The organism is Cupriavidus sp. Agwp_2 (assembly GCF_040784895.1).
In the GTDB taxonomy this organism is placed as follows: Bacteria; Pseudomonadota; Gammaproteobacteria; order Burkholderiales; family Burkholderiaceae; genus Cupriavidus.
This window is the reverse complement of record NZ_CP088083.1, coordinates 1401894-1415668: the sequence shown is the minus strand read 5'-3', so window position 1 is coordinate 1415668 and position 13775 is coordinate 1401894. Positions and strand designations below refer to the sequence as shown.

The 13775-nt window shown below is 67.2% G+C and carries 12 protein-coding genes; 8 read left to right on the top strand and 4 right to left on the bottom strand.

All coding sequences use genetic code 11. The annotated features are described in order from the left end of the window. Positions 1-3 precede the first annotated feature (3 nt). Positions 4-1248: an efflux RND transporter periplasmic adaptor subunit gene (locus LPA45_RS06615; RefSeq protein WP_317922617.1), complete on the bottom strand. Its 1245-nt coding sequence runs from the start codon at positions 1246-1248 to the stop codon at positions 4-6. 323 nt (positions 1249-1571) lie between these two features. On the opposite strand from LPA45_RS06615, the gene hpnD reads away from it, so the two are divergent. Together hpnD and LPA45_RS06605 are read left to right on the top strand one after the other, a co-directional pair. Further along, positions 1572-2408: a presqualene diphosphate synthase HpnD gene (gene hpnD, locus LPA45_RS06610; protein WP_116321035.1), complete on the top strand. Its 837-nt coding sequence runs from the start codon at positions 1572-1574 to the stop codon at positions 2406-2408. A 37-nt stretch (positions 2409-2445) separates the two neighbouring features. Then, a complete protein-coding gene (locus tag LPA45_RS06605) occupies positions 2446-3708 on the top strand; it encodes a Zn-dependent hydrolase (RefSeq protein WP_317922618.1) in 1263 nt (420 codons plus the stop codon). 23 nt (positions 3709-3731) lie between these two features. Here the strand turns inward: LPA45_RS06605 and LPA45_RS06600 are convergent, their stop codons facing one another. Continuing rightward, positions 3732-4082: a hypothetical protein gene (locus LPA45_RS06600; protein WP_116321037.1), complete on the bottom strand. Its 351-nt coding sequence runs from the start codon at positions 4080-4082 to the stop codon at positions 3732-3734. A 314-nt stretch (positions 4083-4396) separates the two neighbouring features. Between LPA45_RS06600 and ompR the strand changes: the two genes are divergently transcribed. The 5 genes from ompR to LPA45_RS06575 all read left to right on the top strand — a co-directional run bounded on the left by ompR (position 4397) and on the right by LPA45_RS06575 (position 8715). Further along, positions 4397-5119: a two-component system response regulator OmpR gene (gene ompR / locus LPA45_RS06595; protein ID WP_010810107.1), complete on the top strand. Its 723-nt coding sequence runs from the start codon at positions 4397-4399 to the stop codon at positions 5117-5119. Between the two features lie 24 nt (positions 5120-5143). Further along, positions 5144-6493 (top strand): ATP-binding protein, encoded by a 1350-nt coding sequence (locus LPA45_RS06590; protein WP_116321038.1) that lies wholly within the window; start codon positions 5144-5146, stop codon positions 6491-6493. A 288-nt stretch (positions 6494-6781) separates the two neighbouring features. Continuing rightward, positions 6782-7330 carry a peroxiredoxin gene (locus LPA45_RS06585; protein ID WP_116321039.1) on the top strand — a complete coding sequence of 183 codons (549 nt, stop codon included), beginning with the start codon at positions 6782-6784 and terminating at the stop codon, positions 7328-7330. A 106-nt stretch (positions 7331-7436) separates the two neighbouring features. Next, on the top strand, positions 7437-7958 hold the full coding sequence (locus LPA45_RS06580) for a carboxymuconolactone decarboxylase family protein (protein WP_317922620.1): 522 nt from the start codon (positions 7437-7439) through the stop codon (positions 7956-7958). Positions 7959-8139: 181 nt separating this feature from the next. Then, positions 8140-8715: a GNAT family N-acetyltransferase gene (locus LPA45_RS06575; protein WP_116321076.1), complete on the top strand. Its 576-nt coding sequence runs from the start codon at positions 8140-8142 to the stop codon at positions 8713-8715. A gap of 42 nt (positions 8716-8757) precedes the next feature. Here the strand turns inward: LPA45_RS06575 and ispF are convergent, their stop codons facing one another. Together ispF and ispD are read right to left on the bottom strand one after the other, a co-directional pair. Continuing rightward, positions 8758-9267, bottom strand: coding sequence for a 2-C-methyl-D-erythritol 2,4-cyclodiphosphate synthase (ispF, locus tag LPA45_RS06570; RefSeq protein ID WP_116321041.1), 510 nt, complete (start codon positions 9265-9267; stop codon positions 8758-8760). Between the two features lie 14 nt (positions 9268-9281). Continuing rightward, entirely contained in the window at positions 9282-10031 is a 750-nt protein-coding gene (gene ispD, locus LPA45_RS06565) for a 2-C-methyl-D-erythritol 4-phosphate cytidylyltransferase (protein ID WP_317922621.1), read from the bottom strand. A 219-nt stretch (positions 10032-10250) separates the two neighbouring features. On the opposite strand from ispD, the gene mfd reads away from it, so the two are divergent. Continuing rightward, positions 10251-13712 (top strand): transcription-repair coupling factor, encoded by a 3462-nt coding sequence (mfd, locus tag LPA45_RS06560; protein WP_116321043.1) that lies wholly within the window; start codon positions 10251-10253, stop codon positions 13710-13712. Positions 13713-13775 lie beyond the last annotated feature (63 nt).

The following is a 13775-nucleotide window of genomic DNA, read 5'->3' as shown; positions in this document are numbered from 1 at the left end:
ACCTCAGCCCTGCTTAGGGGCCGCTGTCGGAGCCGCTGTCGGGGCCGGGGTCGGCGCGGAAGCGGGCGCGACGGTCTGCAGCGGCCGCACCTTCTGACCCGGGCGCAGCAGGTGCACGCCTGCGGTGACGATGGTCTGGCCCGGTGCCAGCCCCTGGCGCACTTCCACCTCGTTGCCGACGGCGTCGCCCAGCGTCACCGTGACCGGCTTGACCGTGCCGGCGGCAGCGTCGTAGATCCACACCTGGTTGCGGCCCTGTTCCTGCAGCAGCGCCGTCAGCGGCACGCGGATCGCGGGCGTGGCGCCGGTGCGTACGAACGTCACCACGGCCGTCATGCCGAGCTTGAGGTCGGCCGGCGGATTGGGAATGGTGACGCGGGTGGCATAGGTGCGGGTGACCGGGTCGGCCGCGGCGGCGATCTCGCGCACGCGGCCGGGCAGCGCGCGCTGCGGCCCGGCCCAGGTATGGATGCTGACGTCGGTAATGCCGCGCAGCAGGTCGACCTGGTCTTCCGGCAGGCCGATCGCCACTTCCTTCTCCGCGGTCTGGGCCACGCGCACCACCGGCTGGCCCGGGGTGACGACCTGGCCCACCTCGGCATCGATGGCCGTGACCACGCCGTCGGCATCGGCATGCAGCACGGCGTAGGCGGTCTGGTTGGCCTGGCTGCGCAGGCCGGCCTGAGCCTGGCGCAGGCGCGAGTCGGCTGCCTCGAAACTGGCCTGGCGACGGTGCTGCTCCGCGGCGCTGATAAAGCCCTTGGCGTACAGGTCGTTGTAGCGCTTCAGGTCTGACGCGGCGAGGTCGCGGTCGGTTTTCGCCGTTTCGAACTGGGCGCGCGAGCCTGCTTCGGCCAGGGAAAGGTCGGTCGGATCGAGCCGGGCCAGCGACTGGCCTCTGGTGACGACGGCACCCACGTCCACCAGGCGGGCGGCGATCTTGCCACCCACCCGGAACCCCAGCCGCGATTCGACGCGCGGGCGCACGTCGCCGGAAAACTCGAAGGCGGTCTTGCCGCTGTGCTGGCTGAGCTGCATCAGGCGCACCGGGCGGACCTCGGGCGCCGGCTCGGCCTTCTTGCCGCAACCCGCGACCGTGACGGCGGAAACGGCCACCAGCGCGGCAACTGCGAAGCGCCCCAGGCGTCCCAGGCGCCAGGCGCGCCCTAAGCGCGCGCGGCGTAACGATTTGGTGTCAAAAAAAGTCGCTGCGGCCGCAACTTCCGGCACTGGGCAAAGCACTGGCATCGGTAAGCTAGAGTCGGATGGAACAGCTGGCAAGACAGGCCGTCGGCCGCGGAGGCCAGTGCGGGGCAATAAATAACTGGCCGGTCAGTAATATAGCGATCCCCACCGGGGTGCGTCAAACGGCAGGCGATGAAACAACTGGAATGCCTCCTCAGGTGCCGTTCCCGGCGGATGAGCTGTGGTTAAATGTCTGCCGCCCGGCCCGCTGGCGGCCCTCTGGCGGCGATCTGCGGCGGCCGGCTGCCGGGAGCGGCGATGCTACAATCGGCGCCCCGCGCTTCCCCCCACCCTTCCCCCACCCCATCTTTCAGACCGAGACCGGCGTGACGCCCGATCAGTATTGCCAAGAGAAAGTCGCCCAGAGCGGCTCCAGCTTCTATTACAGCTTCCTGTTCCTGCCAGCCGAACGCCGGCGCGCCATCACCGCGCTCTACGCCTGGTGCCGCGAAGTCGACGACGTGGTCGACGATACGCATGATACGGGCCTGGCGCACCAGCAACTGGACTGGTGGCGCGCGGAACTGCGGCGGCTGTTCGACGGCGCGCCCACGCACCCGACCACCCAGGCACTGCAGCCGCATGTTGCCGGCGCCGGCCTGCCCCAGGCCGAAATGGCCGAGGTGCTGGACGGCATGGAGATGGACCTGGCGCAGACACGCTACCTGGATGAAGCCGGCCTGAACCGCTACTGCCATTGCGTGGCCGGCGTGGTCGGCACGCTCAGCGCGCGGCTGTTCGGCTATACCGACCCGAAGACGCTGGAATTCGCCGAAAAGCTTGGGCTGTCGCTGCAACTGGTCAATATCTTGCGCGACGTGGGCGAGGATGCCCGCCGTGGCCGCATCTACCTGCCCGTCAATACGCTGCAGCAGTTCCAGGTGCCGGCTTCCGAGATCCTCAAGGGCCAGCATTCCGAGCGCTTCGTCGCGCTGATGCAATACCACGCCGAGCGCGCCCGCAAGCTGTACCGCGAGGCGCTGGCCGCCCTGCCCCGCCAGGACCGCCGCGCCCAGCGCGCCGGCCTGCTGATGGGGGCGATCTACCATGCGCTGCTCGATGAGCTGGAGGCCAGCCAGTTCCAGGTCCTCGGCCAGCGCATCGCCCTGACGCCGCTGCGCAAGCTGTGGATCGCCTGGAAGACCTGGATCCGCAATAGTTGATGCATAGTAAATAGGCAGCCCAGCCACGATACCCGTCATGACCCAGACTACCGCTTCCCTCGGCCAGGCCATCCTCGACCACGCCGACCAGCTCGCCCGCTTCTCCGACCTGGAGGGCGGCCTGACCTGCGCCTACCTGACGCCGGCGCACCGTGCCGCGCAGGAGCAGCTGGCGCAATGGATGGAAGCCGCGGGCATGCAGGTGCGCATCGACGCCATCGGCAATGTCATCGGCCGCTACGCCGCCGACGCCGCCGTCACCGATGCCCGCGTTCTGATGACCGGCTCGCACTTCGATACGGTGCGCAATGGCGGCCGCTATGACGGGCGCCTTGGCATCCTGCTGCCGATCGCCGTGGTGGGCGCGCTGAACCGGGCCGGAATCCGCCTGCCATACCACTTCGAGGTGGTGGGGTTCGCCGAGGAGGAAGGGCTGCGCTTCAAGACCAGCTTCCTGGCCAGCAGCGTGCTGGCGGGCCGCTTCGATCCTGCCCTGCTAGCCCGCACCGACGCGGACGGCGTCACGCTGGCCGAGGCGCTGGCTGCCTCCGGCCTGCCCGGCACGGGCGGCCTGGACGCGCTGCGTGCGGCGGCGCTCGATCCCGCAACCCTGCTGGGCTTTGTCGAAGTCCATATCGAACAGGGACCGGTGCTGCTGCACCACGACCTGCCACTGGGCGTGGTCACGCAGATTGCCGGCAGCAGCCGCTTCCAGGTGCGGGTGGAAGGCCAGGCCAGCCATGCCGGCACCACCCCGATGGGCATGCGCAAGGACGCCGCCGCGGGTGCGGCCGAAATGATCCTGCTGGTGGAAGAGCGCTGCGCCGCAGCGCCCACGCTGGTCGGCACCGTCGGCCAGCTGCAGGTGCCCAACGGATCGAGCAACGTGATTCCGGCGGCCTGCACCTTCTCGATGGATATCCGCGCCGGCGCCGACGACATCCGCGAGGCGGCCATCGCCGACATCGTGGCCGGCATCGAACGGATCGCCGCACGGCGCGGGCTGTCGGCCCAGGTCGAGCGCGTGCCGCCGGTCAACAACGCGCCCTGCGCCCGCTGGCTGATGGACCAGTTCGGCGCGGTATTGAAAAAACGGGGGTTGGAGGCGTTCGAGCTGCCTTCCGGCGCCGGACACGACGCCATGATGATGCACCGCATCACCGACGTGGCCATGCTGTTCGTGCGCTGCGGCAATGGCGGGATCAGCCACAACCCGCTGGAGACCATCACCGCCGACGATGCGCAACTGGCGGCCGAAGTCTTCGTCGACTTCCTGCGCCACTTCCAGCCGCGCGGCTGACGGCAGACGGCAGACGGCAGCTTTCAACTGCCGTCGTACATCTCCCGCCTGAAATCGTAGAGGCTCTTGCGCAGACGGCGCCGCTCGTCCGGCGACAGCCGCGAACCGCCGCGGTCGCGTTCGTCCGCGCGGCGGCGGTCGGTCTCGCGCTGCTCGGCCCGATGGCGCTCGGCACGGGCACGCGCCTCGCGCTGGCCATTGCCCGGATCGCTCGCCTGCGCCGACGGATGCCGCTTGAGCAGGTTGGCCATGCCGGCCGACTGGGCACGTGCCGGCCCGGCCGGCCCAAGCAGCCATGCGGCAGCAGCAAGCGCAATGCATGCGCCGGCGATACCATGCTGCGGAAGCCCGTGCCGGGTTCGGTTCACTTTCATTGATAATGGCGGTCTTGGCTTCGGGAAATGCGGTCCTTGAAACCGCCGGAAGCCGGGAAATTTCGTTACCCCGTCCGATACCCGTCTGGCGCTACTGTCCTCTGCAAGCATCGGGCCAGGGCCCGCGAGCCGGGGCGGCCGATGCCGTGGATCCTGCGGTCAAACGCGCGGAAAATCGGCGCGCAAGGTACGCAAAAAGACGCGATGGCGCAGTGTAATCGCACGATTGATGCACGCTGCCATACCACGGGGTAAAGTATGTAACGTTTTGTTAAGCCATTTTGAGCGAAAGCGATAGTCGCTAAGATACCGCCATGGAAAATACCAGCCACAAGATTCTTGTCGTCGACGATGACCCGCGTCTGCGCGATCTGCTGCGCCGCTATCTGGGCGAACAGGGTTTCACCGTGCTGGTGGCGGAAAACGCCACCGCGATGAACAAGCTCTGGCTGCGCGAGCGTTTCGACCTGCTTGTGCTGGACCTGATGATGCCGGGCGAAGACGGCCTGTCGATCTGCCGCAGGCTGCGCGGCGCCAATGACCAGACCCCGATCATCATGCTCACCGCCAAGGGCGAGGATGTGGACCGCATCGTCGGCCTGGAAATGGGCGCCGACGATTACCTGCCCAAGCCGTTCAATCCGCGCGAGCTGATCGCGCGCATCCACGCGGTGCTGCGCCGCAAGGGTCCGGCCGAAGTGCCCGGCGCCCCGTCGGAAACGCCCGAGACCTTCGCCTTCGGCGATTTCGTGCTGAACCTGGCCACGCGCACGCTGACCAAGAACGACGAGGAAATCACGCTGACCACCGGCGAATTCTCGGTGCTCAAGGTGTTTGCCCGCCATCCGCGCCAGCCGCTGTCGCGCGAGAAGCTGATGGAAATGGCGCGCGGCCGTGAATACGAAGTATTCGACCGCAGCCTGGACGTGCAGATCTCGCGCCTGCGCAAGCTGATCGAGCCGGACCCCAGCAACCCGCGTTTTATCCAGACGGTCTGGGGCCTGGGCTACGTCTTCATTCCCGATGGCGTGAAATAACCGATAACGGCCGCTGTTCCTATCGTGGCGACCGTTATCGGCAGGACCGCGACGCGGTTCTTTGGTTCGCTGTTCTGGCGAACCTTCATGCTTATCGCCCTGCTGCTGGCGATCTCGCTGGGTATCTGGTTCCAGAGCTACCGGCTGTTCGAACGCGCCCCGCGCGCGCAGCAGATCGCCATGCAGGTGGTCAGCGTGGTCAAGCTCACGCGCGCCGCGCTGCTCTACTCAGACCCCGCGCGGCGCCGCTTCCTGCTGCTCGACCTGGTGCAGAACGAAGGCATCAAGGTCTATCCGCGCGAGAAGGACGACGACTTCGCCGCGCCCACCGCCAATCCCTTCCTGACCTCGCTGGTCCAGCAGGAAATCCGCAGCCGCCTGGGCGAGGACACCGTGCTGGCCACCACCGTCAATGACATCCCCGGCGTGTGGGTCAGCTTCGAGATCGAGGGCGACGACTACTGGGTCGCGATCAGCCCCGAGCGCTTCGAGCGCGTGCCCGGCATACAGTGGCTGTGGTGGAGTATTGCCGCGCTGCTGCTGTCGATCATCGGCGCGGCCTTTATCACCGCGCGCGTCAACTATCCGCTCAAGCGCCTGGCCAATGCCGCGCGGGCGATCGGCGCCGGCGGCGACCCGCCGCCGCTGCCCGAGCGCGGCGCCAGCGAAGTGGCGCTGGCCAACCACAGCTTCAACCAGATGGTGCAAGACCTGCGCCAGCTCGACGACGACCGCGTGGTGATGCTGGCCGGCATCTCGCACGACCTGCGCACGCCGCTGACGCGGCTGCGGCTGGAGACCGAGATGTCGCCGATGGACACGCCCACGCGCGACGCCATGATCGCCGACATCGAGCAGATGGATGCGATCATCGGCCAGTTCCTCAACTACGCGCGGCCGCCGCTGGAAACCGTCGAACCGGTCGACCTGTCAGCACTGGTGCACGATGCCGTGGGTGTCTATGCCGCGCACGACGATGTGCGCGTGCATGTGCGCGCCAATGCGCCGGTGATGGCCGTGGCCAACCGCATGGAAGTCCAGCGCATCCTCGACAACCTGGTCGAGAACGCACGCCGCTATGCCAAGGACGAGCAGAGCGGCATGGCGGTGGTCGAGATTTCCACCCGCGTCGACGACAAGGAAGCGGTGCTGACGGTGGCCGACCGCGGCAACGGCGTGCCCGAAGGCCAGCTGTCGCTGCTGACGCGGCCGTTCTACCGGCTCGACAGCGCGCGCAGCGAGGCCAAGGGCGCGGGACTGGGCATGTCCATCGTCAACCGCATCATGCAGCGCAACGGCGGGCGGCTGCTGCTGGCCAACCGCGCCGCGCCGGATTCGGGCCTGGTGGTCAGTGCCTGTTTTCGCCGCGCGTGAAAGCGGGCTTGAATCCCGGCGGATCGTCACCAACTTGCCATTTGCGTGCTTGCCTTGCATGGCATACTTGCCGCTTCGCATCGCCAGCCCTGCCGGCCGATGCAGGCGGCACTAAATCGCCACATGCCGTGCCTATCGGGCTCTTTGAGAATATCAATTAGCCCCATGCGGGATGTTCACGCATAATCACGTTTTGTCGCGGTGCACCGCAGCAAAGTGCCTGGCAAGATCCACGCCGGGCCACAACGGCGGCACTGTACTTATTGCAACGTATCTGGAGATAGTCTTATGAAGACCGTTGGTCAAAAGCTGGAAGCCTTCCACGTCGTCGGTGTCAAGCCGGGTTTCAACAATCACGAAGAGAACGGCCAGTCGGCTTTCGAAGACATCACCGAAAAGTCGTTCGAAGGCAAGTGGAAGGTCATCTACTTCTACCCGAAGGACTTCACCTTCGTGTGCCCGACCGAAATCGTTGCATTCGCCAAGCTGAACGGCGACTTCGCCGACCGCGATGCAATCGTGCTGGGCGGCTCGACCGACAACGAGTTCGTCAAGCTGGCATGGCGCCGCGAACACAAGGACCTGAACAAGCTGGACCAGTGGCAATTCGCCGACGTGACCGGCGCGCTGATCGACCAGCTGGGCGTGCGTGACCAGGCTGCCGGCGTGGCCCTGCGCGCGACCTTCATCGTCGATCCGGACAACGTGATCCAGCACGTTTCGGTGAACAACCTGAACGTCGGCCGCAACCCGGACGAAGTCCTGCGTATCCTGGACGGCCTGCAAACGGACGAGCTGTGCCCGTGCAACCGTGCCGTTGGTGGCGCAACGCTGTAATTTGCAGTTCTTCGCCAGACACCGTGGCGATCCGCGGAGGGCCCAGCCCTCCGCTCCGAAACCCGCTTGCGCGGGTTTTTTGGGCCCCGATCGATAGGAGAAATAAATGGAATTCCTCAGCGCGATTAAGAACCTTATTCCCGATTACGCCAAGGACATCCGCCTGAACGTGGACGGCACCATCGCCCGCTCCTCGCTGGAAGGCAACGATGCGGTCGGCGTGGCGCTGGCGGCGGCATTCGCGGCGCAGAGCAAGGTGCTGGTGGATGCCATCCGCAATGCCGGCGTGCTGTCGCCCGAGGAAACCAACGGTGCGCTGACCGCCGCGGCACTGATGGGCATGAACAACACCTGGTACCCGTACGTCGAGATGGCGGGCGACACCGACCTGTCGACCCAGCCGGCCGGCCTGCGCATGAACGCCTACGCCACCCATGGCGGCGTCGACAAGCGCCGTTTCGAGATGTATGCGCTGGCCGCGTCGATCGTGGGCAAGTGCCACTTCTGCGTGAAGTCGCACTACCAGTTGCTGAAGAACGAACAGGGCATGACCGCGCAGCAACTGCGCGACGTGGGCCGCATCGCCGCGGTGATCGTGGCCGCGGCCAACGTGATCGCCACCCAGTAAGCGGACAGCGCGCCCCCGCGCCCTCCGAAGGGGCCGTTCCACGGCCCCTGTAGCACAGCAGCCGGCAGCTTCCCAGCGGGAAATGCCGGCTGTTCCCATCTTGCAACCGACCGCGCGCCGGGACTGGACTGGCGCGGCGATCGGCCTACAATCCAGGCAGCATATGCACTTTCAGCCTGCCATGACCCTGCCTTCGCCGACTTCCCCCCGTTTCCACTACCGCCTTGCCGCAGTGCATGACTGGGGCGACATCGCCGCCGTCACGCAGCAAGCCTACGGCCAGTATGAGCTGGAAATCATGGAAGACTGCCGGGCTTCGTTCCAGCGCGGCATGCAGTCCGTACTGGCGACCAGCAATCCCGACATGGAATGGTGGGTGGCGGAAACCGACCACGGCATCATGGGGGCCGTGCTGTTCTGCCATCCCGGGGCGACGCTGCCCGCGCTCGACGGCAGCACCATCACGCTGACGCAGCCGGAGGCGCGGCTGCTGTCGGTCAGCCCGCAGGCGCGCGGCCTGGGGCTGGGGCGCACGCTGATGCAGATCTGCATCCAGCGCGCGCGCGATATTGGCTCGCCCACGCTGCTGGTGCGGACCATGCCGGAAATGGCGTCGGCAAACCGTCTGGTGCAGCAGATGGGCTTCACCAAGCGCACCGAGGCCGGAGCCCGCTCGGGCGCCATGGCGCGCCTGATTGACTACACCTACGCCATCACCCCGGAAAACGCCCCGGCGGCGGACGCGCCGCGAAGCTAGCGGCTCTCGCCTGCCCTGCCCGCCCGGCCCGCCACCGGGCGCTCAGTCCTGCACGCCCGTCACCGAAGCGCGCCAGACCAGTACCGCGGCCTGTGCCACGATCCCTTCCTGGCGGCCCTCGAAGCCCAGCTTTTCGTTGGTCTTGGCCTTGACGTTGCAGCGCCCGGGCGCCAGCCCGAGGTCTTCCGCAAGGTTAGCCACCATCGCGCCGATATGCGGCGCCAGCTTGGGCGCCTGCGCAATGACCGTGGCATCGACATTGCCGATCTCATAGCCAGCCTCACGCACGCGGCGCGCGGCCTCGCGCAGCAGCACGCGGCTGTCGGCACCGGCAAACTGCGCGTCGGTATCGGGGAAATGGCGGCCGATATCGCCCAGCGCGGCCGCGCCAAACAGCGCGTCAGTCACCGCGTGCAGCAGCGCGTCGGCATCCGAATGGCCCAGCAGGCCGCGGTCGTGCGGGATCTCCACGCCGCCAAGGATCAGCTTGCGGCCGGGTACCAGTGCGTGGACGTCATAGCCCTGACCCACGCGGATATCGAAAGGCATCATTGCGGTTACGCTCCTTATGCTCCTGTTGCTCCTGTTGTGCCTGTACCCAGCAGCACTTCGGCAAGCGCGAAGTCTTCCGGGTAGGTCACCTTGAAATTGCGCAGCGAGCCGTTGACCAGCCGCGGATGGAGCCCTAGCCGTTCGATCGCGCTGGCTTCGTCGGTCACCACCGCGCCGGCCGCCATGGCATCCTGCAGCGCCTGGCGCAGCACGCCGAGGCGGAACATCTGCGGGGTCTGCGCCTGCCACAGCCCTTCGCGCGACACGGTGCCGCCGATGCGGGCATCGTCCTGCGCGCGCTTGAGGGTGTCCGGCACCGGCACCGCCAGGATGCCGCCGATGGCCGCATCCGGATCGTCGTCGCCGTCGCTTTCGACCGCGCGCACCAGCGCGTGGATCATCGCCGGGGTCAGGCCCGGCCGCGCGGCGTCGTGCACCAGCACCCAGTCCGTATCGGTGGCGCCGAGCTGGGCCAGGTGATGCAGTCCTGCCAGCACCGATGCATGCCGCGTGTCGCCGCCAACGAAGGCGGTGTCGAAGCGGAGTCCGGCAAACGTCGCGGCGCCGAAGCGCGATTCCAGCGGCATATCGTCGGGCGCCAGCACCAGCGCGGTGGCGTTGATCGCGTCGCACGCCGAGAACGCCGCCAGCGGGTACCAGATCATCGGCCGGCCGGCCACGGTCTGGTATTGCTTGGGAACGGTGCCGCCGGCGCGGCTGCCGGTACCGGCACAGGGAATCAGGGCAAAGCGGCGAGCGGACACGGCTTGGGCAGGAAGTGAATGAGGTACGGGGCTTGTGCCGGCGTCGCGGCGCCAGCGGAACAACCGGGTCGCATTCTATAATACGGCCCTTGCCCGTCGCCATGCCGCATGCGTGTGCCTGGCGGCGTGGGCGGGTGCAGTCCCATGCCCGCAGCATTCTGTCCGACCCCCGCCCGCATCGCCGGCGGGGTGTTGTCGTTTTGAACGCCCGTTGCCGACATGCCCGACGTTACGCCCTCCCTACCCTTCGTCAACCTGCCGCTGGTCAAGCCCGGCCTGCGCCACACCGTGGCCGGCCTGCGTGGCTCCGCCGATGCACTGGCCATTGCCGCGTACGCGCGCCGGCATCGCGAACGCGTGCCGATGCTGGCAGTGGTGTGCGCCAATGCCGTCGACGCCCAGCGCCTGGCGGAGGAAATCCCCTGGTTCGCACCCGAGTTGCGCGTGCGCCTGCTGCCCGACTGGGAAACGCTGCCCTACGACAGCTTCTCGCCGCACCAGGACCTGGTCTCCGAACGCCTGGCCACGCTGCACGACATCCAGGGCGGGCAATGCGACGTGATGCTGGTGCCGGCCAGCACCGCGCTGTACCGGCTGGCGCCGCCGTCCTTCCTGGCGGCCTACACCTTCTTCTTCAAGCAGGGCGAGCGCCTGGACGAAGCCGCGCTGAAGGCGCAGTTCACGCTGGCCGGCTACGAGCACGTCAGCGCCGTGATGCGCCCCGGCGAATACAGCGTGCGCGGCGGCCTGATCGACCTGTACCCGATGGGCTCCGCGCTGCCGTACCGGATCGACCTGTTCGGCGACGAGATCGAGACCATCCGCGCGTTCGACCCGGACACGCAGCGCAGCCTGTACCCGGTCAAGGAAGTGCGCCTGCTGCCGGGCCGCGAGTTCCCGCTCGACGAAGCCGCGCGTACCGCGTTCCGAGGCCGCTGGCGCGAAGTCTTCGAGGGCGACCCGACCAAGTCGCCGATCTACAAGGACATCGGCAATGGCGTGCCGTCGGCTGGCATCGAGTACTACCTGCCGCTGTTTTTCGAAGACAGCGCGACGCTGTTCGACTACCTGCCCGCGGATACGCAACTCGCCTTCGCGGGCAACATCGATGAAGCGATCCGCCGCTTCTGGGCCGACACCACACAGCGCTATAACTTCATGCGGCACGACCGCGAGCGCCCGCTGCTGCCGCCGGCCGACCTGTTCCTGTCCGAGGAGCAGTTCTTCGTCGGCGCCAAGCCGATGGCGCGGCTGGTGCTGCAGACGGAGCCAGGCGCGGACCAGACGCCGTTCTCTGCGATCCTGCCCGATGTCTCGGTCAACCGTCGTGCCGACGATCCGCTGGTCAACCTGGAAGCGCTGCTGCTCGACAAGCAGACCCGCGTGCTGATGTGCGCCGACTCCGCCGGCCGGCGCGAGACGCTGCTGCAGCTGTTTGCCGAAAGCGGCCTGCGCCCGCAGCCGGTGGACGACTTTGCCGCGTTCCTTGCCGGCGAATCGCACTTCTCGATCGCGGTGGCGCCGCTGGGGAGCGGCTTCGCGCTGCCCATTGCGCTACCACATGGGCAACTGGCCTTCGTGACCGAAGCCGAGCTGTACGCCGGCACCGCGCGCCGCGCCGGCCGCCGCAAGCAGGAGCAGGCAACCGCCGTCGACTCGATGGTGCGCGACCTGGCCGAACTGAAGATCGGCGACCCGGTGGTGCACAGCGAGCACGGCATCGGCCGCTACCATGGCCTGGTGTCGCTCGACATGGGCCAGGGCGACGAGGAATTCCTGCACCTCGAATACGACAAGAGCAGCAAGCTGTATGTCCCGGTGCACCAGCTGCATGTGATCTCGCGCTACTCCGGCGCCGATCCGGACACCGCGCCGCTGCACCACCTGGGCTCGGGCCAGTGGGACAAGGCCAAGCGCAAGGCAGCGCAGCAGATCCGCGATACCGCCGCCGAGTTGCTCAACCTTTACGCGCGCCGCGCCGCGCGCGAGGGCTTTGCCTTCCCGCTCTCGCCGAAGGACTATGAGACCTTTGCCGAGAGCTTCGGCTTCGAGGAAACGCCGGACCAGGCCGCCGCCATTGCCGCGGTGATTGCCGACATGACCTCGGGCAAGCCGATGGACCGGCTGGTGTGTGGCGACGTCGGCTTCGGCAAGACCGAGGTGGCGCTGCGGGCCGCCTTCGTCGCGGTGCTGGGTGGCAAGCAGGTGGCAATGCTCGCGCCGACCACGCTGCTGGCCGAGCAGCATTTCCAGACGCTGTCGGACCGCTTCGCCGAATGGCCGGTGCGCATCGTAGAACTGTCGCGCTTCAAGACCAAGAAGGAAATCGACGCGGCCATCAAGCAGATCAACGAAGGCACCGTCGACATCGTCATCGGCACGCACAAGATCCTGTCCGACCAGGTCAAATTCCAGCGCCTGGGCCTGGTCATCATCGACGAGGAACACCGCTTCGGCGTGCGCCAGAAGGAAGCGCTGAAGACGCTGCGCGCCGAGGTCGACATCCTGACGCTGACCGCCACGCCAATCCCGCGCACCCTGGGCATGGCACTGGAAGGCCTGCGCGATTTCTCCGTGATCGCCACCGCGCCGCAGAAGCGGCTGGCGATCAAGACCTTCGTGCGCCGCGAGGAAGACGGCGTGATCCGCGAGGCCATCCTGCGCGAGCTCAAGCGCGGCGGCCAGATCTACTTCCTGCACAACGAGGTCGAGACCATCGAGAACAAGCGCGCCAGGCTGGCCGAGCTGGTGCCCGAGGCACGCATCGCGGTGGCGCACGGCCAGATGCACGAGCGCGAGCTGGAGCGCGTGATGCGCGACTTCGTCTCGCGCCGCGACAACATCCTGCTGTGCACGACCATCATCGAGACCGGCATCGACGTGCCGACCGCCAACACCATCCTGATCCACCGCGCCGACAAGTTCGGGCTGGCGCAGCTGCACCAGCTGCGCGGCCGCGTCGGGCGTTCGCACCACCAGGCCTATGCCTACCTGCTGGTGCATGATGTCGACGGTCTGACCAAGCAGGCGCAGCGCCGGCTGGAAGCGATCCAGCAGATGGAGGAGCTGGGCTCGGGCTTCTACCTGGCCATGCACGACCTGGAAATCCGCGGCGCCGGCGAGGTGCTGGGCGACAAGCAGTCGGGCGAGATCCACGAAATCGGCTTCCAGCTCTACACCGACATGCTCAACCATGCCGTCAAGGCGCTGAAGGCAGGCAAGGAGCCCGACCTGATGGCACCGCTGGCGGCCACCACCGAGATCAACCTCGGCACGCCGGCACTGCTGCCCAATGACTATTGCGGCGACGTGCATGAACGCCTGTCGCTGTACAAGCGCCTGGCCAACTGCGAGACCGCCGAGCGTGTCGACGATATCCAGGAAGAACTGATCGACCGCTTCGGCCGGCTGCCGGCGCAGGCGCAGGCGCTGGTGGAAACGCACCGGCTGCGCATCGCCGCGGCGCCGCTGGGCGTGCGCAAGATCGACGCGGGCGAAGCCACCATCAGCGTGCAGTTCGTGCCCAACCCGCCGATCGATGCCATGCGCATCATCGACCTGGTGCAGAAGAACCGGCATATCAAGCTGGCCGGGCAAGACAAGCTGCGCATCGAGGCGAAGATGCCGGACGTGACGGTACGCGCGCAGACGATCAAGCAGACGCTGCGGCAACTGGCCTGAGGCATCGCATGGACTCTGCGCGCACCCGGGTGTAGCATCGGATCCTTGACAAGTCAGCGATAG